Source organism: Carnobacterium sp. TMP28 (assembly GCF_047553015.1).
In the GTDB taxonomy this organism is placed as follows: domain Bacteria; phylum Bacillota; class Bacilli; order Lactobacillales; family Carnobacteriaceae; genus Carnobacterium_A.
On record NZ_CP180212.1, the window covers coordinates 1,776,777 to 1,800,644 of the forward strand.

Annotated in this window: 22 protein-coding genes and 1 pseudogene; 8 read left to right on the plus strand and 15 right to left on the minus strand. The window is 35.4% G+C overall.

The genetic code is table 11. The features are described from left to right. The first annotated feature begins 2 nt into the window (after nt 1-2). On the plus strand, nt 3-968 hold the full coding sequence (locus ACMHYH_RS08475; protein ID WP_414838968.1) for an asparaginase: 966 nt from the start codon (nt 3-5) through the stop codon (nt 966-968). 98 nt (nt 969-1,066) lie between these two features. On the opposite strand, the gene ACMHYH_RS08480 is transcribed toward ACMHYH_RS08475, so the two are convergent. From ACMHYH_RS08480 to ACMHYH_RS08500, 5 genes and pseudogenes are all read right to left on the minus strand, one after another. Further along, on the minus strand, nt 1,067-2,803 hold the full coding sequence (locus ACMHYH_RS08480; RefSeq protein WP_414838969.1) for an ABC transporter ATP-binding protein: 1,737 nt from the start codon (nt 2,801-2,803) through the stop codon (nt 1,067-1,069). A gap of 150 nt (nt 2,804-2,953) precedes the next feature. Further along, entirely contained in the window at nt 2,954-4,336 is a 1,383-nt protein-coding gene (locus ACMHYH_RS08485; protein WP_414838970.1) for a glycoside hydrolase family 32 protein, read from the minus strand. A gap of 39 nt (nt 4,337-4,375) precedes the next feature. Beyond that, nucleotides 4,376-5,755 (minus strand): annotated as a pseudogene (locus ACMHYH_RS08490) (sucrose-specific PTS transporter subunit IIBC); the annotation flags it as partial. Nucleotides 5,756-5,932: 177 nt separating this feature from the next. Next, nucleotides 5,933-6,916, minus strand: coding sequence for a LacI family DNA-binding transcriptional regulator (locus ACMHYH_RS08495; protein ID WP_414838971.1), 984 nt, complete (start codon nt 6,914-6,916; stop codon nt 5,933-5,935). Between the two features lie 4 nt (nt 6,917-6,920). Continuing rightward, a complete protein-coding gene (locus tag ACMHYH_RS08500; RefSeq protein ID WP_414838972.1) occupies nt 6,921-7,688 on the minus strand; it encodes an acyl-[acyl-carrier-protein] thioesterase in 768 nt (255 codons plus the stop codon). A gap of 592 nt (nt 7,689-8,280) precedes the next feature. Between ACMHYH_RS08500 and ACMHYH_RS08505 the strand changes: the two genes are divergently transcribed. Together ACMHYH_RS08505 and ACMHYH_RS08510 are read left to right on the plus strand one after the other, a co-directional pair. Next, the gene (locus ACMHYH_RS08505) at nt 8,281-8,838 is read left to right on the plus strand and encodes a hypothetical protein (RefSeq protein ID WP_414838973.1); all 558 of its coding nucleotides are present in this window, start codon (nt 8,281-8,283) and stop codon (nt 8,836-8,838) included. A gap of 43 nt (nt 8,839-8,881) precedes the next feature. Continuing rightward, entirely contained in the window at nt 8,882-9,322 is a 441-nt protein-coding gene (locus ACMHYH_RS08510; protein ID WP_414838974.1) for an acyl-CoA thioesterase, read from the plus strand. Between the two features lie 99 nt (nt 9,323-9,421). On the opposite strand, the gene ACMHYH_RS08515 is transcribed toward ACMHYH_RS08510, so the two are convergent. The 4 genes from ACMHYH_RS08515 to ACMHYH_RS08530 form a co-directional block, all read right to left on the minus strand. Continuing rightward, nucleotides 9,422-10,099 (minus strand): ABC transporter ATP-binding protein, encoded by a 678-nt coding sequence (locus ACMHYH_RS08515; protein ID WP_414838975.1) that lies wholly within the window; start codon nt 10,097-10,099, stop codon nt 9,422-9,424. Beyond that, the gene (locus ACMHYH_RS08520) at nt 10,099-11,223 is read right to left on the minus strand and encodes an ABC transporter permease (protein WP_414838976.1); all 1,125 of its coding nucleotides are present in this window, start codon (nt 11,221-11,223) and stop codon (nt 10,099-10,101) included. Before ACMHYH_RS08520 ends, ACMHYH_RS08515 begins: the two co-directional genes overlap by 1 nt. Before the next feature lie 71 nt (nt 11,224-11,294). Continuing rightward, nucleotides 11,295-11,870 carry a TetR/AcrR family transcriptional regulator gene (locus ACMHYH_RS08525; RefSeq protein WP_414838977.1) on the minus strand — a complete coding sequence of 192 codons (576 nt, stop codon included), beginning with the start codon at nt 11,868-11,870 and terminating at the stop codon, nt 11,295-11,297. 155 nt (nt 11,871-12,025) lie between these two features. After that, nucleotides 12,026-12,499 (minus strand): Dps family protein, encoded by a 474-nt coding sequence (locus tag ACMHYH_RS08530; RefSeq protein ID WP_414838978.1) that lies wholly within the window; start codon nt 12,497-12,499, stop codon nt 12,026-12,028. 202 nt (nt 12,500-12,701) lie between these two features. Here ACMHYH_RS08530 and ACMHYH_RS08535 point away from each other — a divergent pair, with 202 nt between their 5' ends. Continuing rightward, a complete protein-coding gene (locus ACMHYH_RS08535; protein WP_414838979.1) occupies nt 12,702-13,280 on the plus strand; it encodes a hypothetical protein in 579 nt (192 codons plus the stop codon). Nucleotides 13,281-13,351: 71 nt separating this feature from the next. Here ACMHYH_RS08535 and ACMHYH_RS08540 read toward each other — a convergent pair whose 3' ends face one another. The 3 genes from ACMHYH_RS08540 to ACMHYH_RS08550 all read right to left on the minus strand — a co-directional run bounded on the left by ACMHYH_RS08540 (nt 13,352) and on the right by ACMHYH_RS08550 (nt 16,137). Then, nucleotides 13,352-14,344, minus strand: a complete 993-nt coding sequence (locus tag ACMHYH_RS08540; protein WP_414838980.1) for an ornithine cyclodeaminase family protein — start codon at nt 14,342-14,344, stop codon at nt 13,352-13,354. A gap of 81 nt (nt 14,345-14,425) precedes the next feature. Next, nucleotides 14,426-15,313: a sulfite exporter TauE/SafE family protein gene (locus tag ACMHYH_RS08545; RefSeq protein WP_414838981.1), complete on the minus strand. Its 888-nt coding sequence runs from the start codon at nt 15,311-15,313 to the stop codon at nt 14,426-14,428. Nucleotides 15,314-15,336: 23 nt separating this feature from the next. Further along, on the minus strand, nt 15,337-16,137 hold the full coding sequence (locus ACMHYH_RS08550) for a TrmB family transcriptional regulator (protein WP_414838982.1): 801 nt from the start codon (nt 16,135-16,137) through the stop codon (nt 15,337-15,339). A gap of 323 nt (nt 16,138-16,460) precedes the next feature. Here ACMHYH_RS08550 and ACMHYH_RS08555 point away from each other — a divergent pair, with 323 nt between their 5' ends. Next, nucleotides 16,461-17,372, plus strand: a complete 912-nt coding sequence (locus tag ACMHYH_RS08555) for an aldo/keto reductase (RefSeq protein WP_414838983.1) — start codon at nt 16,461-16,463, stop codon at nt 17,370-17,372. Nucleotides 17,373-17,435: 63 nt separating this feature from the next. Here ACMHYH_RS08555 and ACMHYH_RS08560 read toward each other — a convergent pair whose 3' ends face one another. Then, nucleotides 17,436-18,617 (minus strand): hydroxymethylglutaryl-CoA synthase, encoded by a 1,182-nt coding sequence (locus ACMHYH_RS08560; RefSeq protein ID WP_414838984.1) that lies wholly within the window; start codon nt 18,615-18,617, stop codon nt 17,436-17,438. Nucleotides 18,618-18,920: 303 nt separating this feature from the next. Between ACMHYH_RS08560 and ACMHYH_RS08565 the strand changes: the two genes are divergently transcribed. From ACMHYH_RS08565 to ACMHYH_RS08575, 3 genes are all read left to right on the plus strand, one after another. Then, a complete protein-coding gene (locus tag ACMHYH_RS08565; RefSeq protein WP_414838985.1) occupies nt 18,921-20,111 on the plus strand; it encodes an acetyl-CoA C-acetyltransferase in 1,191 nt (396 codons plus the stop codon). A 157-nt stretch (nt 20,112-20,268) separates the two neighbouring features. Next, a complete protein-coding gene (locus tag ACMHYH_RS08570; protein ID WP_414838986.1) occupies nt 20,269-20,871 on the plus strand; it encodes a 50S ribosomal protein L25 in 603 nt (200 codons plus the stop codon). A gap of 159 nt (nt 20,872-21,030) precedes the next feature. Then, the gene (locus ACMHYH_RS08575; protein WP_414838987.1) at nt 21,031-21,492 is read left to right on the plus strand and encodes a YaiI/YqxD family protein; all 462 of its coding nucleotides are present in this window, start codon (nt 21,031-21,033) and stop codon (nt 21,490-21,492) included. Here ACMHYH_RS08575 and ACMHYH_RS08580 read toward each other — a convergent pair. Then, nucleotides 21,489-21,965: an ASCH domain-containing protein gene (locus tag ACMHYH_RS08580; protein ID WP_414838988.1), complete on the minus strand. Its 477-nt coding sequence runs from the start codon at nt 21,963-21,965 to the stop codon at nt 21,489-21,491. The two genes, ACMHYH_RS08575 and ACMHYH_RS08580, sit on opposite strands and share 4 nt — an antisense overlap. Before the next feature lie 99 nt (nt 21,966-22,064). Further along, nucleotides 22,065-23,771 (minus strand): methyl-accepting chemotaxis protein, encoded by a 1,707-nt coding sequence (locus ACMHYH_RS08585; protein WP_414838989.1) that lies wholly within the window; start codon nt 23,769-23,771, stop codon nt 22,065-22,067. Between the last annotated feature and the right edge of the window lie 97 nt (nt 23,772-23,868).

The window sequence follows — 23,868 nt, forward strand, 5'->3', positions numbered from 1 at the left end:
ATTTGAAAACAATCTTAGTTTTGCATACAGGAGGAACTATCGCCATGAGCGAGGACCAAACTACTGGTAAAGTTCGCCCAAATGCAGAAAATCCCTTACAAAAACACAGTCATTTATTTGATAAAGAAGCTCACTTAATAGTAGAAGATTTTTTCCAGCTGCCTTCTCCTCACATCACTCCTAAAGAAATGCTTCTCTTAAAAAACCGTATCGAACAGGCTATTCTATTAAAAGAAGCTGACGGTGTCGTGATTACTCATGGGACAGATACATTAGAAGAGACAGCTTACTTTTTAGATTTGACATTAAGTCATGCCTTACCTATTGTTATTACTGGTGCTATGCGTTCAAGTAATGAAATTGGTTCAGATGGTTTATATAATTTCCAAAGTGCTGTTTGGGTAGCTTTGTCTGAAGAGGCGAAAAATAAAGGCGTTCTAGTTGTTATGAATGATGAAATTCATACTGCTCGTTACGTAACAAAAACACATACCTCAAATGTCGCTACCTTTCAGACTCCTACATTTGGGCCAATTGGTTTAATTTCTAAAAATGAGGTTTTATTTTACCAAAAACTTATCACAGAAGAGCAATTTTCTATTTCTTCAGTCGATAAGAACGTATACGTGCTAAAAGCCTATGCTGGAATGGATGGCACTCTTTTTGAAGCTCTAAATAAACCTGAAACAGATGGATTAGTTATTGAAGCTTTGGGTGCAGGTAATCTACCACCTGCTGTCTTGCCAGCTCTCTATCGGTTGCTAGATAAAAAAATTCCTGTTGTCTTAGTTTCTCGTTCTTTTAATGGAATTGCACAAGATGTTTATGATTATTTAGGCGGTGGAAAACAACTACATGAGGCAGGAGTTATTTTTACCAATGGTCTAACGGGTCCTAAAGCACGAATCAAATTAATGGTCGCTTTAGATACCACTAAAGACCCAGCTGAAATTGCTCAGTATTTTTAGGACTGTTGTCTTAACTAACATAAATAGGAAAACTCAAGATAACTTTTCTTGAGTTTTTTTGTTTACCATCACTGCTTCGTTCAATAAAAAGAGTGGCATTAAGATAATAGCCCTTGTCCTTTAGCAAATTCTCGATACAACACATGCGAGGCAAGTAATTCTTGATGGGTACCCATCCCAGTGATCTGACCTTTTTCTAAGAAAACAAGTTGATCCGCTTCAACAATTGTCGATAATCGATGCGCAATAATCAAGGTGGTTCGTCCTTCCATTAATCGTTGTAGTGCTTCTTGCACATGCGTTTGAGAGCCACTATCCAGATTAGAGGTTGCTTCATCCAATAACAAAATTTCAGGATTATTTAATAAAGCTCGTGCAATAGCAATTCGTTGGCGTTGCCCACCAGAAAGTTTCATCCCTCTCTCACCAACAAGTGTTTCAAATCCATTTGACATTTCTTCGATGAACTCTAATGCATTGGCTGATTGTGCCGCACTTTTCACTTCTTCTATCGACGGTCGATTCGTTAATCCAAAGACAATATTATCCATAATCGTTCCGCTTAACAAGGGACTCTCTTGAGAAACATACCCGATTCGCTTTCGCCAATTAGCTAATGCAAGATCAGCGATTGGTGTCCCTCCTAAACGTATTTCTCCAGCTGTCGGCAGATAAAATCGTTCAAGCAGTGAAAATATAGTTGTCTTTCCTCCACCACTTGGTCCTACAAATGCTGTAATTGTACCTGGTTGTACTTGGAATGAAATATCTTTTAATACTTGGGTACCTGATTCATAAGAAAAATAAACCTTTTCGAAACACAGTGCTCCTTCAGAAATAACTGTTATTCCTTCCGCTTTTTCACTAGCCATATCAAGAATTTGCTGGATTCGTTCTGTTGCTCCAACGGCTTTTTGAAAAATAGTGAAAATTTGAGTCATTTGTGCAAACGGTACAATAATCTGGAATAATAAAAAGATAATGGCAACCAAAGTTCCTGCACTCAAAAGACCATTTGAAACTTGCGCTCCACCGTAACCTAAGATCACAACAACAATACTCATCATGACCAGCGTCATAACTGGTGAGATAATGGATTGAATTTTTGCTTCTTTTAAGCCAAATAAAAATAACGAGTGAATAGCTTTTTCACCTTTTTCACCTTCTTTAGGTTCTGCTTGATAAGCCTTTACTAAACGAATATCACCTAATACTCTACTAAGGTGTCCAGATAAAGTAGCCATCTCGGTTTGTGTTGCTCGAGCAATTTTATACATGATCGTTCCAAGCGGTAAAATAATGGCTAAACTAATCGGGATACTCGTTAACATCAAAAGAGTGATTTTCCAATCCAAATACAAAAGGATACCTATCGCACCAACAATCGAAATCATTCCGGTAATAAATGAGACGAGGTGCTCTGAGACGAGCTGTTTTAACCGCGAGGTATCTTGTGTAATGCGACTCATTGTTTCTCCCGTTTCATTGTCATCGTAATAAGAAACAGGTAACCTAAGGACTTTGTTCCATAATTTAATTCGTAAATCTGCAACAATCGTTTCGCCTATATATGCTAACAAATAAAGTGACAGTCCACCCAACAAGCCTTGTAAGACGAAAACGGCAAATAGAAAGAAACCCGTTTGCCAATTAAAAGAAGCTGTTGTTAAGGAATCAACTAGCTCTTTTGTCACTAATGGAATAGCTAAACTAGCGCCTGTTGAAAATAAAGACAATAAAAAAGCAAGTGCCATTCTCCCTTTTGGCCAATTGAGTTGATTCATTAAAGAAAGAAATTTTTTGATTGATCCTTTAGTTTTTCCTTTATTTTCCATAACTTATCCTTCTTTCTCAAGTATTTTTAAGTTGCTTTCATTTTTTAAAACTGCTCTCATTCAGTCATTTCTATTCATCCAATATACCTTAACTTGAAGTGAAAAACTAGAACAGAAAAAAGCTGGAACAGCTAGTCCCAGCTTTTTTATTTAGTGTTTTAAAGAATAAAGGGTTATCTCTGGCTCTTTACCGGTTTCGCAAAAAGAAACCGTCACTGTCTTCACTTCTTGACTTTGAAAATAACGCAAAGAAAATACTTCTTCTCCATCATTAATAAAGAGTTCCAGCGTAGAACTTTCAAGAAAACCTTGCATTTGAGTTAATGGATGCTTAAGTGTTACTGCGCGTGACTCTCTTTTTTTAGTCAGCCAATTTGTACGCGTTAGTTGGATACGACGAGAATCCTGATCGTATTCAATTAGCACTTCATTTCTGATTTGAAAAGCAAATGATCCAGCTGCTTCTTTCCAATTGAATAAGAGTTCATTTTGTAGCGTAGATAGCTGCAACGATTCTTTCGTTTTGCCTATGAAAACTTGAGGCTGATTTTGTCTTAATTTTTTCAATTCTGCTACTGGTCGCTGAATCAATTGTCCCTTTTTGTAGTCTACTTCTCTTGGAATGGTTAAGTTATGAATCCAACCATCTTGAACAGTCGGAACAGCTGCTTCAACTTCTGGTTCCATTACACCCATCCAACCAAATAAAATATATCTACCTTTAGAATCTTGGAACGTTTGAGGAGCATAAAATTCAAACCCTCTATCTAATTCTTTAAAAGGCTGATCATCTGGAAGAAACTTTCCTGCTTTTGAAAAATCTCCTGTTAAATAACCAGATTGATAAATATTCTTAAATTCATCCCCTCTGGCAGTCAGTCCTTGGGGAGAAAAAATAAAAGCAAATTTTTCTTCGAATTGAATCAAGTCTGGACATTCCCACATAAAGCCCATATCCTCAATTTGATCCATTAATGATCCTTTAAAAGTCCAATCCATTAAATCTTTTGAATGGTAAATCAATGTGTCACCTGTTAAGTCCTTTTTTTGAGCACCCAATACCATCCACCAGGTATTGTCTTCATTCTGCCATACTTTTGGATCTCTTACATGTGCTGTATAGCCACTTGGCTGAGCTATAATCGGTCCTTTTTTCTCAAAATGTAGGCCGTCTTTTGAAACGGCTAAACATTGGTAACTTTCGCGTTCATTCTTTTCATTACGGACATTACCGGTATAGAATAAATAAAGTTTATCTTCAAACGCTACAGCACTGCCTGAGTAGCAACCATCTTTATCAAACCATTCATCCGGTTCTAACGCCACTGGTTGATCCACCCAATGAATCAAATCATCAGAAATAACATGGCCCCAGCTTTTAGTGGTATGAGTTGTTCCGCTTTGATTCCATTGATAAAAGACGTGATATACCCCGTTAAACTGAATCAATCCGTTGGGATCATTTAATAATCCCTTAGCAGGGGTAATGTGATACCCCAACTCATATTTCCCCATTGTTTTATTCTGTGCCATTTTTTAAACTTCCTTTCACGCTTCTAGTTCATCTTTCATTTTATCGCTGTAGCCAAAGAAATAAGTTAGTACAAACGCCACAGAAATCGCAATGATATTTGTTAATAAATACCAAATGATTTGACCATCTAGGTACAATAATGTCCCTGGAATAACCGTTACAGCCATACCTGATGCTTCTAATCCCATGATATTTCCAAAGAATCCTCCAGCTGCTCCACCAACTAAGCCAAAAATAAATGGTTTGACGTATCTTAAGTTTACACCAAATACAGCAGGTTCAGTAATGCCTAAAAAAGCAGATAAAGTAGATGGATAAGCTAATGCTTTCAACTTTTTAGATTTTGTTTTCATTGCTACAGCTAATGAAGCACCACCTTGTGCAGCGATACTAGCTGTGATAATACCATTAAAAGGATTGACTCCAGTATTTGCTAACAATTGAATTTCTAAAAAATTAAATAGATGATGAATACCTGTTACAACAACAAGTTGATTTAGTCCACCAATAATCAATCCGGCTAAGCCAAATGGTAAGCCTAATGTCCAAACAGTTGCATTTAATACGACTTCTTCTAAAGAATGAAAGACAGGTCCAATTAAAAATAGCGATAAAATACTCATAATAAGCAATGTCAAAAATGGTGTAAGCAATAAATCTAAATATTCTGGAACACGCTTGCGTATCCATCGCTCTAATTTAGCCCCTACAAAACCAGCAATAAAGGCTGGTAAAACTGTTCCTTGGTAACCAACTACAGGAATAAAGCCAAACATCGTAATAGGATCAGCAGTGCCTCCAGCAACAGCATAAGCATTAGGAAGAGCCGGATTGACTAACATCAAACCTAGCACAATCCCAATAACAGGCGATCCACCAAATACTTTGAATGAAGACCATGCGATTAAAGCTGGTAAAAAAGCAAAAGCTGTATCAGTCAATACTTGTGTATACAATAAAAAGTTCGCACTAATATCTGCTGGCACTAAACCAAAAACTGCCAACACTTGCTCTTGTGTCAATAAACCACGCAAACCCATAAATAATCCGGTTGCAACTAATACTGGGATAATAGGAACAAACACATCTCCAAAGGTACGAATTATGCGTTGAAAAACATTTCCCTGTTTCTTAAATTCTTGTTTCATTTCACTTTTTGAACTTTCAGTCACACCTAGTGCAGCTACTTCTTCATAAATTTTGTTGACGGTACCGGTTCCGAAAATGATTTGAAATTGTCCTGAATTATAGAAGGCTCCCTTTACTTTATCAATATTTTCTATTGCTTCTTTATCAATACTTTCTTCTTTATTTACCATAATTCTCAAACGTGTCGCACAATGAGTGACCGATTGAATGTTTTCTTTCCCACCTACTGCCTCAATGACTTCTTTAGCAATTCTTTGATTCTCCGTCATAGTTATTTCCTCCTTTTAATGTTTCGTTGCTTTTTGGAACCGGTTCTTTTTTATTGTAACCGTTTTTATTTGTTTTGTCTAGTCTAAAACAGATAAAAATAAAATACCTCAATTTTTTACTACCATTGCATCGTCAGACACAATCAGTAGAGAAATCGAGGATTTAGTAGAACTTACTTAATTCAGTCTTTTAGTTGATTCATTTTCTATTAATTTATTTTTCAAGATTGTTTTTTTAGGAACAGGTAAACCTTCTAACAACAAAAGCAAGTTTTCAACCGCTATTTCGCCTAATTCTTGGTAAGCATATTTTACCGTCGTAATTGTTGGCGAAACAACGGTCGTAATTTGGTAGCCACCAAAACCAGATACTGAAAATACGTTTGGAATACTTATTTTTAATTGATGTGCTGCTTTTAATACAGCTAAAGCAATATTGTCTGTCGCACAAATGATGTAAGAAGCTGTTACGTCTGGTAACAAATGGATAATCTGTTGATACGCTTCTTCAAAAGTAAAACTTGTCTCAATTAGTTCAATAGTCGTCTCTTTGCTTTCACTTAATGCGTCTAATACTCCTTTTTTACGCATTTGCCCTACTGCTACATCTGCTTTTAAGACCGTTAAATAAAGAAAGTTTTTATGCCCTAGATCTGTCGCATATTTTCCTATTTTAAATCCTGCATCGTATTCATCGTGAACAATGGAGTAAAGACCGTCAGCTTGTTGACCTAATAAAATAACTGGGATTGCTACGTCAGCAATTGCTTTTTTATGGGCTTCAGTGATCACTGTTGCAAATAAAAGAATACCAGCAACTTTTTGACTTGCTAATGAATAGATACTTTCTATTTCTCTTTTGGCATCTTGATTTGTATTGGTAATAAGCAATTGAAAATTCTTCTCTCTCAACCCTTTATCAATAGAAATTAAAGCTTCATTTGCAGAATAAGAATCTAATCGTGGAATAATCGTTCCAATAATCGTTGTTTTCTTTGCTTTAAGACTCTGTGCAAAAGTATTGGGTCTATAACCTGTTTCCGCTACAAGGGTATCTAATTTATCTTTTGTTTTTTGGCTTACGGATCCACCATTTAGATATCTGGATACAGTACTTTTAGCCACTCCTGCTTGCTGAGCAATATCGTTAATGGTTACCATCTTTTCACCTATTGGATTCCTTTTCGATTTTTTCCCACGTCATACTTGCTTCGCTATTTACAACATCTCCAGTCATAATGCGATGAGCAGAAATGAATTGACCCGTTTCATTTTCTAAGAGACTCATCTGACTTTTTATCTGATGCCCATAATAAACTTCTTTTTCAAATTTAATGGTGAGATGGGTTAATTTATGTGTTGTTAAAAATTCATAATCCAATGTATCTATCGACCAATCTAAGTATTTCGAGTTGTTTACATGCAGATTTGTATCAATATCTAAGTAACGAACACGGTACTCACTTTCTGTCGATTGCTCTTCCTTTACTTTTTCTGGTTTAGGTGTCCGTATCAGTCTTTTTGAAAACGGCGCTTTAAAAGGCGCAACAACTTCGTCTTGAATACGAACCATTTTTCTTTTTTCGATATCTAATAACGCAAACGTACTTTTAGCTGTTACACATAATTGTCCTGTTTCATCGTATACGTTGAATTCACGGTAACAAAATAACTTATTATAAGATAAAGCTTGTGTGGTGATTGTTATTTTTTGATGAGCAGTTGGAATCTGCTTAATATCAACCGTATATTGCAAGACAATCCAAGCTAATCCTTTTTCAGCTAGCGCTTCATCCCCAACACCTAACTCATGACTCTGTTCACCTGATGCTTGCATCATAATATTGACCAACATGGAAATAGTCAATTGTTGACTAGCATCACACTCGTAATAATTGATTTGATGTTCACTTTCAAAAATCTTGGCTTCCATTTTTCATCCTCTTTTCATTTCTTTCATCCTCATTTAAGTCCATCATACACCTTTTTTAGCCACTAGCAAAACAATGAAGCTAAGAAAAGTATCGCCGATTTATAAAAAAGTACACGACAAGTCTTTTGGCTGGTCGTTCACTCTTTTCCTTCATTTTTACTCTCTTATTTTTATGCATTTTACAGCAATTATAGTACGGTCCCTTTTGAACCATCACCCAATTCCATTATAGCTGCTTGATTCTCAAATATCAGTCCTGTCTACTAAGATTTTCTTCCTCGTTTACTTTGTAAAATCGACTAATTAGATCCTTACTCGTTGATTTATCTACTCCAGTTAGACCAACTCTTTCGCTCTTTAAAAAGGAGCCTATTTATTCATTAACTATGCATATATGACAAATTTTCACTAGTTTTATTAATAAATAAGGGCCTTATATTAAAGAAGCCTAGTAAAAAACTATGGATAGTGTATACTTAAAAAGACTGTATCGTTTCTAACAGACAACAGACTATTTTGATTTCGCTATTATTTTACAGTATAAAGATAAAGACAAAATGACCTGACTAATTTATAAAAAGAAGGTAATTCTATGAAAATATATCTCGTTTTAACCGATACAAATACGATTCTTTCCAAAACTATTAAATTTTATACTAAAGCGGAATATAACCATGCTTCACTTGCTTTAGATTCTTCTTTAACAGATATGTACAGCTTTGGTAGAAAAAGACCAAATAATCCTTTTATTGCAGGATTTATTCAAGAAGATTTAACTAGAGAGTATTTTATACGCGCGCAATGCAAGATTCTTTCTTGTGATGTCACACCAGATCAATATACTTTGTTGACAAATTTAATTGGCTATTATGAACAAACAAAGAATTTGTACCACTATAATTTAATGGGACTAGTAACCCTGGCTTTAAATATTGACTTTGTAAGAGACGATGTCTTTTTCTGTTCTCAATTTGTTGCTACCTTGCTATCAGATAGTAAGATTTATGATTTTCAAAAAGAAATGCATTTTATTACACCACAAGATTTAGAAGTATTGCCTATTTTTGAATCTATCTATACGGGTTCACTTTACGGTTATCTCGCAACGACTCAAAGTCAGCCATTAAAACCAAGTTTGTTGGCCCTTTAAAAAGTCAACTTTTGCTTATTTTTTTAACGTGAGGAGTTTTTTTATGGATAGTGAATTAACACACTACGAACACAAAGCTCAATACTATGAGACCGATCAAATGGGAATTATTCATCATTCTAATTACATTCGCTGGTTTGAAGAAGCCCGAACAAATTTATTAGATTCTATCGGATTTGGCTATGATCAAATGGAAAAATCAGGAATTATCATTCCTGTGTTAGCTATTCAGTGCGATTATAAATCAATGGTCTATTACAATCAAACCGTCTACATCATCCCTACGGTTGACTTTTTTAATGGAATTAAGCTAACCATATCCTATCAAGTCATCGACAAACTATCCGGTCAATTAAGAGCTACCGGAATAAGTAACCATTGCTTTTTAAATACTCAACACCGTCCAGTTTCTTTGAAAAAAGTAAATAAACCTATTTATGATTTATTTGAAAATCTTTTAGAAAAAGACGGCGGTACTCATTAAAAAAAGATTGCTTATTCTTATTTAGACAAATTAAAAAAGTAAGCCTCCATTTTAGTACACACTAAAATGGAGGCTTACTTTTTTTATTCCGCTAGTTATTTACTCTTCTAGCGAGAGTACACCGTCTTCAATTCGATAAATATGATCACAATATTTCAACATACGCTCGTCGTGAGTAACCATAATTGCTGCTTTGCCTCTAGATTTCACTTCTTTAGCAATGAGCTGGACGACTTCATTTGCTCTTTTTGTATCTAAATTAGCCGTTGGTTCATCTGCTAAAATCAAGTCCGGATCATTCATAAACGAGCGCGCTATAGCAACTCGTTGACGTTCTCCACCAGATAACTCATTTGGATATTTTTTTATCTTACTAGTCATCCCTAAATCTGCCAATAAATGAAGCGCATATTCTTTTGCCTGTGCAGTAACTTTGCCACCCATTCTTTTGACAATTAATAATTGATCTAAGACAGTTAAATAAGGAATCAAATTCGATGTTTGTAAGATAAATCCTATTTGTTCTAATCGAACCTTGGATAGTTCTTTTTCTTTCAATGTAGAAATCGCTACGTCGTTGATTGACACTTCACCTTTTGATGGTTGAAGCAACGCTCCTGAAACAGATAAAAACGTGCTTTTGCCTGAGCCTGAAGGTCCAATAATGGCTATAAATTCGCCTGGCTCGACGGCTAATGTGACATCATTTAAAGCAATTGTTTCAAACTCGCCTTCTTGATAAACTTTTGAAACATTCTTTAATTGCAATCCTGCCATTATTCTTTCCCTCCTAATGCGGTCAATGGATCAATTTTTGCTATTTTCAAAACCGAAAAGAATGAACTAATAACACTGATAGCTAATAACACTAAACTATATGAGATAACTAATGAAGGTATTAGATTAAAAGGCATTGAGTCTGGTAAGACAGCTGCCGTTGCATACGTTAACAAAATTCCTATCAAAATACTTAAAACAGATAAAATAAAGACTTGTGAAACAACCGATTTGATAATAAACCAATTACTGCCATCAATGGCTTTCATTACACCAAATTGTTGCGTTTTTTGACTAGTTAAAATATAAAAGAAAACCGCAATGATAATCGCAGAGATAATAATTAAAAATCCTACCATCAGTGTAATTGTACCATTCTCCGCAGCATATCCTGGAACAGCGTTAATCGCTTCTTTCTTGGAACCGACTTGAACACCCTCAATAGATTGTTCTATCTCTATTGGTTCACTCTCTTTGCCTTGAAGTAAAATACTGTTAACTACGTCTTTTATTCCATTATCTGAACCCGGTGCTGCATACTTGTATTCGCGTAATTTTTCTAGTGATGAAAATACAACCGGTTGATGACTCAATGATTGATTTTCAGTAAATCCGATAATTTCCATTTCCTGTGTTGACCCATTAATGGTTAAATTATCTCCCAGCTTGAAACCTTCAAGTTCTAAAGAATGATCTACGATAACCCCTGCTGGATTGCTTGCTTGCAATGATTCCCCAGCTGTAACAATCGGTTCCATAAAAGACCCTGGACGAATCCCGACGATTAAAACATCGATTTTTGAAGCAGTGTCCTCATCGCTATTTTTTTGTCGAATAGATGCCGATGCCGTTCCAATTGGAGCAACAGCCGTTACTCCTTTTTCTTTCAATAAGTCATCTGCTAAAGATTCCGATAACATTGACTTAGAAAAAGAAAAGTCTGAGTTTTCTTCATATACTGCATATTCAATTGGTGCATATTTTAACGTTGCTGCCCCTAAATCAGACAGACCATTACCTAATCCGGCTAAAAAGAATACTAACCATGAAATCAAAACAATGATTAAGCTGATCATAATAAAACGACCTTTTGAATAAATTAATTCTTTTAGCGCTAAAAACATCTTTTGGGCCTCATTTCAAATAAACTAACTCGTGAGTTGTATGGTTAGTATACCTTAAAGTTACACTTGTGTCACCTTTTTTCAAATATTCCCTGACAAATAATTTCTTGTAAAAAATTAGCTCTTTCTTGTTGCGTAAGTCTTGATCGATTGGGAATAGTGACACTATGGAAAATAAGTTCAATTATTAAACCAGTTGGAATGGCCTGTTTTATATACCCTTTATCTTGACCCGTTTGAATAAACTGTTGAATTTGTTCAAAAAAACGTTTATGCATTACCAACGATTGCTGTTTCTTCTCTTTTATTTTATCGCTATCTATTTTTCCATTAGTTGGAACCATAAAAGAAATCTGGTGAATATCACCGTATTCAAAAATCAGTGCAAATAATTGCTGAAACTGAGAAGGATAATCTGAAATCCATTCTATTTGATCAAGATCTTCTACCATTTTTTCCATTTCAGAAACCATGTAATCATAAATTAATTCATCTTTATTTGTATAATACTTATAAATAGCTGCTCGAGAGACTTTCAATGAAGTTGCTAATAACCCAAATGAAAATTTATCATAACCTACGGATAGTAAAAGTTTATGAGTCTCCATGTACATATCCTCTGTTGAGAACTTTTTTTCTCTAGCCATTTATCTTCACCCTTCTTCTTCTTTTGTCCTTAATAGTATACCACCCTTCAAGCCTATTGGACCAAATTTGGTGAGTAAGTTTTTTAGATCGTTTATTTTTTTCAAAAAAAAGGAAGCACCAAAAAATCTGGTGTTTCCTTATAACTAGTGATTCCTTATTCGCCATCTAATGGATTATTTCCAAGGAAAGCTTGGAACATCCAGATGTGCTTTTCTATTTCAGTCTTGTAGCCAATTAATATATCTTGTGTTACATCATCTTCTGATTGACCAGTTAGTGTAATTGCTTTTGATAATTCATCTCTCATTATACGGAAATCAGCTACTACTGAACTTACCATATCTGTATCTGTTATTTTTTCTGTATAGGGTTTTTCTTTAATAACAGAATGATCTAAAAATTCTTGTAACGTTGAATAAGGTTTGCCACCTAATGCTAGTAAACGTTCAGCTAACTCATCAAAATGCTCTGTTGCTTCGTTGTATAGCTCCTCAAATTTTTCATGTAGTGTAAAGAAGTGAGTTCCTTGTACGTAAAAATGATGCTGATATAATTTACTAGTAAACACTCTATGAGTTGCCACCAAGTTATTCAGTGCCGTTTGTACTTCGGTATTCGTTTGTGCCATCGTCCTTTTCCTCCTACAATCGTATTAAAGTGTTTATCACTTTATAATAAGTATAAATAAAATAAATGTAAATGTCCAATTATCTGTTTCTCTTATTTATGTGTTAACCAGTCTCTTTTATACACAAGGCTTTTAATTTGGAAACCCTTTCTTTATTTGTTAAGTTAGTAGTAGAAATAATATTAAACGAGGAGGAATTGTAATGTCAAAAGTTTTTAAGTATGCTTACCAATCCGTTGAAGAAGCCGCAGCAGGAGTAGAACACTTGTTAGTGGAAGGTTATCTACCTGATGATATTACTATTGTCACATACAAAGAAAATAAAGGTCGAATTGAGAGTTTAACCATTGCTGATGTCGATTCAGTAACTCAAGCTCACCACCAGTCTATTTGGGATCGAACGAGAGATATTTTTACAGATGGCGATTTAGAAAATCCGCTTGGCAAATATAATTTGGATCCATCCATCACCGAACGCTACAATAAAGCCATCAAAAATGGTGGGTTCGTTATCTTAGTCGAAGAACCTTCACAGTCAAGTCAAACCAAGGACTTACTTTATACGACTAATGCTGATTTAGAAAATGAAGATATCCTATCAAACGTAGGAGAATATTCAGCTGCACATGCTGATATTCCTCAATCAAAAAATAAAGGCTTAACCGTTGACGGTATTCCTGTTAAGAAATCAGACGGAACATTTGGTGGGAATCATCCTATTGATAATCCAAGCATGCCCTTATCACCTGGAACAAACCAAGATACGGATGCTCGAAAATAAAAAATAACACCTAAAAAACCAACTAGTTGAGCTTTCTCACTAGTTGGTTTTTTAGGTATCGTTTCTATTTTTTATAAAGCGATTTGTGTTCCAACTCCAAGTTCTTTAGCTTTTTCAAGAATCTTTCCAGCTGTCACAACATCCAATACCGCTGTCCCAACCGTTTTAAAAACGGTTATGTCTTCTTCATTTTCACGGCCTAAAATTTTACCTAGCATCACTTCACCAAGATCTCCTTGGTAGTGACTTCTTTCTACTAAACCTTCTTTTAACGGAGTAATGATATCGCCAGCTTCTGCCAGAACACCTTCCATTGTATCGAAGATAACTTTATCTGCACGGACGATGATTTCGCTTGGTAATTCGTGCATTTCAGGAGTATACGCTCCAACACCATTAACATGAGCACCCTTTTTTACGTGTTCGCCAGAGAATGTTGCACGTTTAGCTGTTGTCACAGAAGTAATAATATCTGCGCCTTTAACCGCTTCTTCTGAATTGTCTACTGCAATTAATTTCGTATTAAAATGAGCAAATTGTTCTGACATCTCTTTTACAAATTGTTCACAACGCTCTTTGTCAATATCTACTATTCTTACTTCGTCCAATGAACGAACCGTTAACATTGCTTCTAGTTGAGAAATAGCTTGTCCACCCGTTCCGATCAAAGCAGCAATTTTAGCATCTTTACGAGCTAAAATATCTGTTGCCGCTCCTTGAACAGCTCCAGTGCGTAGTTGTGTTAGATAAGTGCCATCCATCATTGCTTCGACTATTCCCGTTTCAGCATTTAGTAAAACCATCGTTGCTGGCACACTTGGTAAATCTTTTTCAATATTACCAGGGTAAATCGAAACAATCTTAACTCCCAAAGCTTGGTTGTCTCCAGCAACATAAGCTGGCATATATAAGCTTTGACCGCCATGTTCAGGAACATCAATGTTTGTACGCAATGGAACAGTACTTTTCCCTTGTGAGAAAAGACGTAAAGCTTCTTTATCTGCTTGAATAGCTTCCTCCATTGTAAAAACAGCTTGCATTTCTTTTTTCGTTAATACAATCATTCTTCTCTCTCCTTCATGATTCTTATTTTGACCACTTTTTAATGATAGCCAATTTAATTTATTTTTATTTCTTCTCTTTTTTTAGTTGACGTTATCTGCCAATTCCATTTTAGATTTACGCATTTCTAAAACCATAGTAACAGCTGTATAAAGCAAAATCACAATAACCAACCATTGAAGCATACCAACGTTTAATGATTTAACAAAGTAAACAGCTGTTAATACGCCTAATACTCCAAATGTAGAGGTAAATAACGTAATCTTACGACTATACTCACCAAATTTAACGAATTGCATACTTCCGATTGGAACTGAGAATGTGGCTGCGCCCATCATGATGGGGAAAGCTACTGCTGGATTCATACCTAAAGCATAAACAGTAGCCATTGTTAGCGCATATGAACCAATACCAATATTGTTTAATGCACCATAAGCAAATAATAAAACACCCGCTGTTACTAATTTTAGACCATATAATTCAGTTGCCGTTCCATTAGAAGGAATTAAATTGAATTTTCCAGCTAAAATTAACAATGCTGCAACAGTTAAACCGATTGAAATAAATTGTTTGATTGTTTTTTCTGGTAATTTTACAACAAAACGTGGTCCTACATATGCTCCAATGACTTGACTAATAATACAAACAGCTAATGTTTTAAGACCAACATCAATCGATGTGATATATAATAGGGCCATTGCCGCTACTGGAATAACACATTGTGCATTCAATGTTCCTGGTAATTTCTTTAGAGGCACCCATTTCAACTTGCGATACAATACTGTTCCAATAGCAAAATCTGATACGCCAAAAGTGGAAAGTAAAAACGTGAAGAATGACGTAAATGGGAGTGCCAATGTGCTAGCTGGTTCTGTCATAATCTCACTTTTATGCTTTACTAAATCTTTCACAAAAGAGAATACAAAAAATAAGTTCACAATCACAATCAAAGATAATAATACCGTAGTCATTATAGTTTCCTCCAACAATTTTTTTAGTTTTTATAAATATTTCTAACATCCATTAAATCTTTTCCAAATACTTCTTTTGCCGGATCTTCTAGTTGTTTAATCATGCGTAAATTATAAGCATCATGGATAATGTACTCCTTAGCTAACTTAACCATCGAATGATTTCTTGTCCAGATAACATCTGGCTGATCTGCTGGCAATGTCCCATACACTACTTCTTTTGAATCTGCTACTAAGCTAATCCAACGACTGCCATAATCTTTTAACTTGTCTTCTTCAAACCCATGCTTATAAAAACGAGTAAATGGTAATTCATATCGCTGTTCTTGACTAAATAAAATAACAATGAAATTCTCTAAGCGTTGTTCAGCTTTGGTGAGCAACTCTACCATTTCTGTTGTTAACTCTTCTTCCCAAACCTGTAGATACAAATCTTTTTTTGAACCTTCAATTAATTCATTTATTTTTTCAATGACTTGATTGTATTCAGAAACATTCCATAACGTTTCTGTTATTTCTGTTTCTTCAATACTGCCTAAACTTTTTTCAATCTCTTCAAAATCACTTTGGGTTTTCTTCTTTAATTGCTCAATCACTTTTTCAACTGGCTGAGCCATATACAGTACTGGGTCTGTATTGCTACAAATAACTATCCCTTTTTTTAACAGAACATTTAGCGTATTGTATACCTTCGAGCGAGGGACACTTGAATTCTTGCTTACTTCATAACCTGTCTGACTACATTTTTTTAATAAGGCAATGTAAACCAATGTTTCATATTCTGAAAATTGATACTCTTTCATAATCGCTATTACTCGATTCATTTTTCTCCCCCTTTATTAAATGATTATCCTCACTTATTCGCTTTTTCATTTAGTAGCTACCTTCAGTAACTACTATAATCCTAAATCATTTTACTGTCAATCGTTTTGTGAATATTTTATCTTATTTTCTCATTTATTATTTTAGGCAGTCACTTGTCTCTATAGGTTCTATTAGATTTTAATTGGTTTCATCTTAATTCTTGCTCGATAAAACACAACATCAGCAACTAAATCCAATTTTACCTGTATTCGTTTACATGTTAAACTGATAAGAGGTATACTACTATTGTCAAGTAGATTGAACATAAGAGGAGCATGATGGAATGAAAAAAATAGCATTAGGAACAAGTGACTTACTGGTCTCCAATATTGGCTTAGGCTGTATGACGATGGCCGGCCTATCTGCAAAAGAAGCGACTGCCGTTGTGGATAACGCATTAGATTTAGGCGTAAATTTTTTTGATCACGCTGATATCTACGGTGGTGGTAAGTCTGAAGAAATTTTTTCAAAAGCAATTGACTTACAATCGTCTGTTCGAGAAAAAGTGATTATCCAAAGTAAAACGGCTATTCGAAAAGGATTTTATGATTACTCAACCGATTATATTCTTAAATCTGTTGATGAAAGTCTAAGTCGGTTGAAAACAGATTATTTGGATGTTCTATTATTGCACCGTCCTGATGCATTGATGGAACCTGATCAAGTAGCAGAAGCTTTTTCTATTTTAAAGAAAAATGGAAAAGTTCGTCATTTTGGCGTAAGCAACCATAACCCCATGCAAATTGAGTTGTTAAAACAAAGTGTTGAACAGGAGTTAATTGCCAATCAATTGCAACTCAGCTTAATGCACACCGGAATGATTGATGCGGGTATCAACGTTAATACGACGGACAATAATAGCATTAATCGCGATGGCAGTATTCTCGATTACAGTCGTCTCAATAAAATGACAATTCAAGCTTGGTCACCTGTTAAAGCTGGTGGGGAAGTTTTCATCGATAATCCAGCGTTTCCAGAAGTGAACACTAAACTAAAAGAAATCGGCGAAAGATACGGACTTGACTCTTCAGGTGCAGCTATTGCATGGATTTTACGCCATCCTGCTCATATCCAAACGATTGTTGGAACAATGACACCTGAGCGTTTGAAACAATCTGTCTTAGCTTCTAATGTCCAGTTAACACGAGAAGAATGGTACGAACTTTACCGCTCTGCTGGAAACCCCGTTCCTTAATAAAATTTATTAACCAAAAAAAGGAATGAGACAAAGCGTCTCATTCCTTTTTTTAGTTAATCATTAGTCCAGACGCTGCTTGTTTACGTATTGTCTTTTATTTTCAGTCATACCCATTAAATAGATAGAAGCTAACTCGTTACTCGTATCCAATTTGATAGTCGAACCATCAATTGGTAACTCTTGTCTAAAAATAGATTCGTATTCTTCGATACTAATTTTTCTTCTTGCTGACAACTGATTTTTATGTTGAGTGCTGTTTAAGTAAGTTTGATAATCCGGTTGCAAGATTCCGGTAAAGAATTCTCCTACCGCACCTGAGCCGTAACTAAACAATCCAATTCTCGAGCCGGCTTCTAGTCCTATTGTTTGCTCTAAAAGAGAAAGCAGACTCAAATACAATGAACCCGTATAGATATTGCCAACTACTTTATTGTATTGAATGCTTTTTTGATAGTTTTCTAGTATCCGTTCTTGATCTTCTTTTGTTCCTTCTGCTTCTAAAGTTGGTTTTAAAGCCTTAAGTCCCATCTTGGTATACGGTACATGGAAACACAGTGCTTCAAAATCTTTGAACGTTAATCCACTTTTAGCCTGGTATTGTTTCCAAACCGTTTCAAAAAATAAAATGTATTGTTCATTTGAAAATTTCCCATCAACAAATGCCGTATCCGAGTAAGAAGGACGCCAAAAGTCCATAATATCTGATGTATGATACGCACTTTTATCTTCTAATACCATTATTTTAGGATTTGCACTAATCACTAATGCAACCGCACCAGCTCCTTGTGTTGATTCACCTGGAGAATTTAAGCCATAACGTGCAATATCTGAAGCTAAAACTAGTACTTTACTGTCTGGATTTAACGCAACATGGCCTTTAGCCATTTGGATTCCTGCCGTTGCTCCATAACACGCCTGTTTGATTTCAAAAGAACGTGCAGCCGAATCTAGTCCGACTAATTCGTGAACATAAACAGCAGCCGATTTAGACTGATCTATTCCTGATTCTGTTCCAAAAATAACTAAATCAATCGCTTTTTTATCTGCTTCGTCCAATAAATCTAATGCCGCATTCGCAGCTAATGTGACTGTATCTTGAGTAAGAGGCGCAACGGCCATCTTTTCTTGTCCAATTCCAATCGTGAATTTATCTGGTTCTATTCCTCTAGCAGTTGCTAACTCTCGCATATCTACATATAAATCTGGCGTATAAAAACCAATTTTATCGATTCCTATTTTCAAAAAAATCTCCTCCAATAATCCGTTAGCCTAAATGAAGCTTATACTGTATCGATCCTATACCAATAGATACATTACACCCGTTAAGCTTGGTAGTCCATTTAAAGAATAGTACACAATAATTTAAAAAACAAGATAAGAACAGCAAATTAAAGATAACCTTAATATTCTACCTTCTTTTTTAAAAAAACTTAGTAATTTTATAAAAACTTAAAGTGTCATATTAAAAAGAATGACGTACAATAAAGAGTATGAAGAGTTTTAAGAAAGAATCATGACCAAATTATCCTAAAGGAGTTGTATCTATTGGAAGAAGTCGTTATTGTTAGTGCCGCAAGAACTCCAATCGGAAAATTCGGAGGCAGTTTAAACTCTATCTCTGCTGTTGAATTAGGAACAATCGTTACAAAAGAAGCTCTTAAACGAGCAGCTATTGCTCCTGAGCAGGTTGATCAAGTCATTTTTGGTAACGTTCTACAAGCTGGTTCAGGTCAAAATCCTGCCCGTCAAATCGCGGTTCATGCTGGGATCCCATTTGTTACTCCAGGTATGACTGTTAATGAAGTTTGTGGTTCTGGTTTAAAAGCTATTATTCTTGGCAGTCAAGCCATCCAATTAGGCGACGCTGATGTTGTGGTTGCTGGTGGCACTGAAAACATGTCTCAAGCTCCTTATCTTTTAGCCTCACACCGCTGGGGGAAAAAAGCTGGTGATGATACGATGACAGACAGCGTTATGCGAGATGGCCTTTCAGATGCTTTTAGCCGATTGCCTATGGGACTGACAGCTGAGACCGTTGCAGAACGATATGGGATTTCAAGATCTGAACAAGACCAATTTGCTTTTGAATCCCAAATGAGAGCTGCAACTGCACAAAAAGAGGGCAAATTCACAAAAGAAATTGTTCCCGTACCTATTAAAGGAATAAAAGGAAAAGAGAACCTATTTAGCGAGGATGAATTTATCCGTGCATCAACAACTGTAGACAGCTTAGCCAATCTAAAACCGGCTTTTAAAGAAGGCGGTACGGTTACTGCTGGGAATTCATCCGGAATCAACGATGGAGCTGCAGCACTTGTTTTAATGAAAAAATCATTAGCAGAACATTTAAGTTTGCCTTATTTAGCAACCATTAAGGGCTATGCAGAGGTTGGTGTCGATCCTGCAATCATGGGATACGCTCCCTATTATGCAATAAAAGATGTTTTAAAGAAAACAACCTTATCCTTAGAAGATATTGACTTAATTGAATTAAATGAAGCTTTCTCTTCTCAAAGCGTTGCTGTTATAAACGATTTGAAGTTGGATCCCAAAAAAGTTAACGTGAATGGTGGTGCAATAGCATTGGGACATCCTATTGGTGCATCAGGATCTAGAATTGTCGTTAGTTTAATTCACGAATTATTAAAAGATAACACTCGCTTTGGTATCGCTTCTTTATGTGTAGGTGGCGGTATAGGTATAGCCATGGTTATTGAGAACAATCAATTGGAATAAACAGACTAAATCCATTTCGTTTGGACCTATCATCTATATCTGGTATACTGGCTAGTGAAGATGATTTCAACGCTTAGTTTTCGATTTTTTCTTTTTTTAGATTCAGACAGATTGTGTAAAGCAACTATACTAAGCTAATACGAAAGGGGAAAGATTTATGAAAGTAAATGCAGAATTAAGATCAGAAATTGGAACGGCTTCAGCTAAGAGGTATAGAAAAGAACACAACATTCCAGCTGTTGTATACAACAAGGGCGGAGACGCTACTTCAATCTTACTTAACGAAAAAGATTTTATTGAAGTATTAAAAAAATTAGGAAAAAATGGTATTTTTGATGTTGTTGTTGAAGGTGAAGAGCCTAAACAAGTTATCATTAAGCACTACCAAAGTTCAGCTATAAAAATTCAAATTTTAGATGTAGAACTTCAAGCAATTGAAAAAGGACAAAAATTAACTGTTACTGTTCCTATTGTTCTTGAAGGTACTGAAAAAGTTAAATTAGGTATGGTCTCACAAACATTAAATGAATTAGAAATCGAAACAACTCCGGATAATATTCCTACTGAATATGTTCTTGACGTTAGCAAATTAACCATTGGTGACTCTATGACTGTTGCAGACATTAAGGTAGATAAATCTGTTACTGTCTTTGATGAACAAGGTGAAACAGTTGTCATCGTAGCACAACCAGCTGCTCTTGAAGAAGAGACGACTGAAGAAGCTGCTGAGCCAGAAGTTATTGGTGAAAAAGCAGAATAATTTAGCTATAACTAAAAAAGTTATCCCCAGCAAAAAGTCTTTTGTTGGGGATAACTTTTTTAATTTAGTTATTTGCTTTATTCTCTCATTTTTTTGCACGTCTTCTTTATTTCTTGTAAAATAAACTAGACTACCTAACAATAGAAAGGATCAATACTAATGAATATAAACCAACCAAAAATGATTTATATCGATGCAGATGCTTGCCCTGTCAAAGATATTATTATTTCAGAAGGAATAGCTAGACAAATTCCTATTACCTTAGTAACAAGTATTTCGCATTTTTCGACTAAAAAACAGCCCACTGGAGTTGAAACAATCTATGTAGATACGGGTGCTGAGGCCGCCGATTACCGCATCATGCGTCTACTAAAAAAAGATGATTTGCTCGTAACACAAGATTACGGTTTAGCTTCATTAGCCCTAGCAAAAGGCGCTAGTGTAATACACCATACTGGGTATCGCTACACTTCAGATAATATTGACCGCTTGTTACAAGATCGGTATTTGAGTGCGATGGTTCGTAAAAGTGGCAAACGGACGAAAGGGCCTAAACCTTTTACAGAAGAAAATCGTTCCGTATTCCGCCAGCTTCTTACTGATATCCTTTCAGTTACTTAGTCACCCTTATACATTAATTTGAACTCTTCACAAACAACAGGGATTTTTTCATTGAATCCTAACTTATTTTCTGCATACTCTTTAGAGTAGAATTCTTTATGGACCACTCTCCAATACGTTAAGGAGCGATCACCTTCTCCTTCTTTGAAGGCATGGTCGCTTGTCACTTCATCGTAGGGCACAACATAAACCTTCGTCGTCTGCGTAATGCAGATAGCTTCATCTTGACTATCTAAAATTATGTTCCATTCGCCGATTTCAGGCAGGGGTTCTCCTTCCAAAGCATACATATCATAGGCTGAAGAAGTAGCTGTTTTGATCTCTTTCATCGTTAAATCAGCCAGTTCATCAGGCACAGCGCCATATTGCCAAGCTACATATTTTTCATTTTTATATTCTGGATCTTTCTCAATAAATTCTTCCCAAAGTTGGTTTTCATTCATTGCTATTCGCCTTCTCTCTAATGATTTCATCTTAATTCTACCATAATATAACGGTCTCTATGAGAAAAAAACCATCAGTTGATAACGCAAGATAAATTCCTCTCTTGTCATCCGCTGATGGTTTATTTTTTATAGTTTAAATTTATTAACTATTTGGCTCAAGTTTTCTGCTAATGTAGCTAAGTGTTCTGAATTTCCAGATACTTCTTCCATCGAGCTACTAATTTGTTGTGTAGCAGCAGACGTTTCTTCTACTCCAGCTGCTGATTCTTCAGAAACAGCGGCGATCTCTTCAATCGAACTTCCCATAATCTCACTATTGGCTGCCATACTTTCTATATTAATAGAAATTTGTTGAATCTCACCAACCATACTTGTGACAGACTTACTAATTTTATTAAACGTTTTTCCAGTTGTTTTAATTTGCATTGTGCCTTCTTCAACTTCTGTGTATCCTACTTGTAAAGACTCTCTTACATTTTTTGATTCTTTCTGGATTGTATTTACGAATCCTGTAATATCTGCAATGGAGACCGCTACTTGTTCGGCTAATTTTCTAACTTCGTCTGCAACAACCGCAAATCCTCTACCATGTTCGCCCGCTCTTGCTGCTTCGATTGCTGCGTTTAAAGCTAACAAGTTTGTCTGATCGGCAACCGTTTGGATAATAGAAACTAAATCAGATATTTCTTTGGTTTGATTGTCTAATGTTCCCATTTTCCCAACCGTATCTTGGACAATCTGATCAATTTTTTGCATTTGTTGGGTAGAAGATTCCATCAATTCTGTTCCTTGATTGGTCATTTCTAAAATATGTTGAGATGTTTTATTGATTTGATCTCCTCTTTTATTGATATCTTGAACTTTTTTAGTAAAATTGCCCATTACAATTGATAAACTGCTTGCTGTATTCGCTTGCGTTTCTGAACCCGTAGCTAGTTCTTGCATTGTTGTTGCTACTTGTTCTGAACCAGATTTCACTTCAAACGCTGATTGAGTTAATTCTTCACTATTAGCTGTCAATGTTTCCGAAGCAGCTGAAAGTTCGTAAATCATCTCTTTCAATACATCTTGCATTGTATTCATGGATTCAGATAATTGGCCAGTCTCATCTTTAGTTGCTACCGTTAACGGCTCAATTTTTAAGTTGCCCTCTGAAATTTCTTTCATTTGTTTCATAACGAGTTTAATGGGTCTTGTGATATTTCTTGAAGTAATATAAGCAATGATTACAGAAAATATTGCCACAATAATCGTTACAATAATCCCAGAATTTCTCATTGCTTTGCCGTCTGCTATGATTTCTTGACCTAAATCTTGGATTCTTTTTTCTCGATAGTCTACTAATTCTGAAAAGCCCTTTTCTAATTCTTGTTCTATTGCTTTAGCTTGAAGATTCATAATTTCTTCAGCTTTAGCTTTTTCTCCATTGTCATAAGCTTCAAAAGCTTCGTCCGTTAGATTTCCTAAAGCGACTTTTCTACCAATGAGTTTTTCCATTTCAGGCGAGTCGCTCGTTTCAATAGCCTCATTCTCTAGTGCTATCGCATCTGCTAGTTCTTCCTTAAATTGAGTACGATAAGATTCGTCTTCATATAATAAAAAACCTCTCATTAAACTTGTGCGCTTATGCACGTCTACCAACAGTTCCTCATTAACAAGTAAAAGTTTTAACTCCTTTTCCATAACGGTTTCCACCGATTTATTCATCTCGTTTAAAGAAATCGCATTGTATACACTTTGTATCATGATTAACACCACAATGACAGCAAATCCTGCTAGTATTTTTACACTTAAATTTATAATTCTACCTGTTTTTTCTTTTCTTTTTTTCATTTTTCAATCCTCTTTTTCGCTAGTTTAGTTTTATACTATTACTTTAACGCATTTCTACTTATGTATATTTAAAGACTTATACAAGCTCGCTTTTCAA

Coding starts and splice junctions, on each gene's coding strand:
- ACMHYH_RS08480 (WP_414838969.1), bottom strand. CDS start 2,803: ATGGAAAATAAAGGAAAAACTAAAGGATCAATCAAAAAATTTCTTTCT.
- ACMHYH_RS08485 (WP_414838970.1), bottom strand. CDS start 4,336: ATGGCACAGAATAAAACAATGGGGAAATATGAGTTGGGGTATCACATT.
- ACMHYH_RS08495 (WP_414838971.1), bottom strand. CDS start 6,916: ATGGTAACCATTAACGATATTGCTCAGCAAGCAGGAGTGGCTAAAAGT.
- ACMHYH_RS08500 (WP_414838972.1), bottom strand. CDS start 7,688: ATGGAAGCCAAGATTTTTGAAAGTGAACATCAAATCAATTATTACGAG.
- ACMHYH_RS08505 (WP_414838973.1), top strand. CDS start 8,281: ATGAAAATATATCTCGTTTTAACCGATACAAATACGATTCTTTCCAAA.
- ACMHYH_RS08510 (WP_414838974.1), top strand. CDS start 8,882: ATGGATAGTGAATTAACACACTACGAACACAAAGCTCAATACTATGAG.
- ACMHYH_RS08515 (WP_414838975.1), bottom strand. CDS start 10,099: ATGGCAGGATTGCAATTAAAGAATGTTTCAAAAGTTTATCAAGAAGGC.
- ACMHYH_RS08520 (WP_414838976.1), bottom strand. CDS start 11,223: ATGTTTTTAGCGCTAAAAGAATTAATTTATTCAAAAGGTCGTTTTATT.
- ACMHYH_RS08525 (WP_414838977.1), bottom strand. CDS start 11,870: ATGGCTAGAGAAAAAAAGTTCTCAACAGAGGATATGTACATGGAGACT.
- ACMHYH_RS08530 (WP_414838978.1), bottom strand. CDS start 12,499: ATGGCACAAACGAATACCGAAGTACAAACGGCACTGAATAACTTGGTG.
- ACMHYH_RS08535 (WP_414838979.1), top strand. CDS start 12,702: ATGTCAAAAGTTTTTAAGTATGCTTACCAATCCGTTGAAGAAGCCGCA.
- ACMHYH_RS08540 (WP_414838980.1), bottom strand. CDS start 14,344: ATGATTGTATTAACGAAAAAAGAAATGCAAGCTGTTTTTACAATGGAG.
- ACMHYH_RS08545 (WP_414838981.1), bottom strand. CDS start 15,313: ATGACTACGGTATTATTATCTTTGATTGTGATTGTGAACTTATTTTTT.
- ACMHYH_RS08550 (WP_414838982.1), bottom strand. CDS start 16,137: ATGAATCGAGTAATAGCGATTATGAAAGAGTATCAATTTTCAGAATAT.
- ACMHYH_RS08555 (WP_414838983.1), top strand. CDS start 16,461: ATGAAAAAAATAGCATTAGGAACAAGTGACTTACTGGTCTCCAATATT.
- ACMHYH_RS08570 (WP_414838986.1), top strand. CDS start 20,269: ATGAAAGTAAATGCAGAATTAAGATCAGAAATTGGAACGGCTTCAGCT.
- ACMHYH_RS08575 (WP_414838987.1), top strand. CDS start 21,031: ATGAATATAAACCAACCAAAAATGATTTATATCGATGCAGATGCTTGC.
- ACMHYH_RS08580 (WP_414838988.1), bottom strand. CDS start 21,965: ATGAAATCATTAGAGAGAAGGCGAATAGCAATGAATGAAAACCAACTT.
- ACMHYH_RS08585 (WP_414838989.1), bottom strand. CDS start 23,771: ATGAAAAAAAGAAAAGAAAAAACAGGTAGAATTATAAATTTAAGTGTA.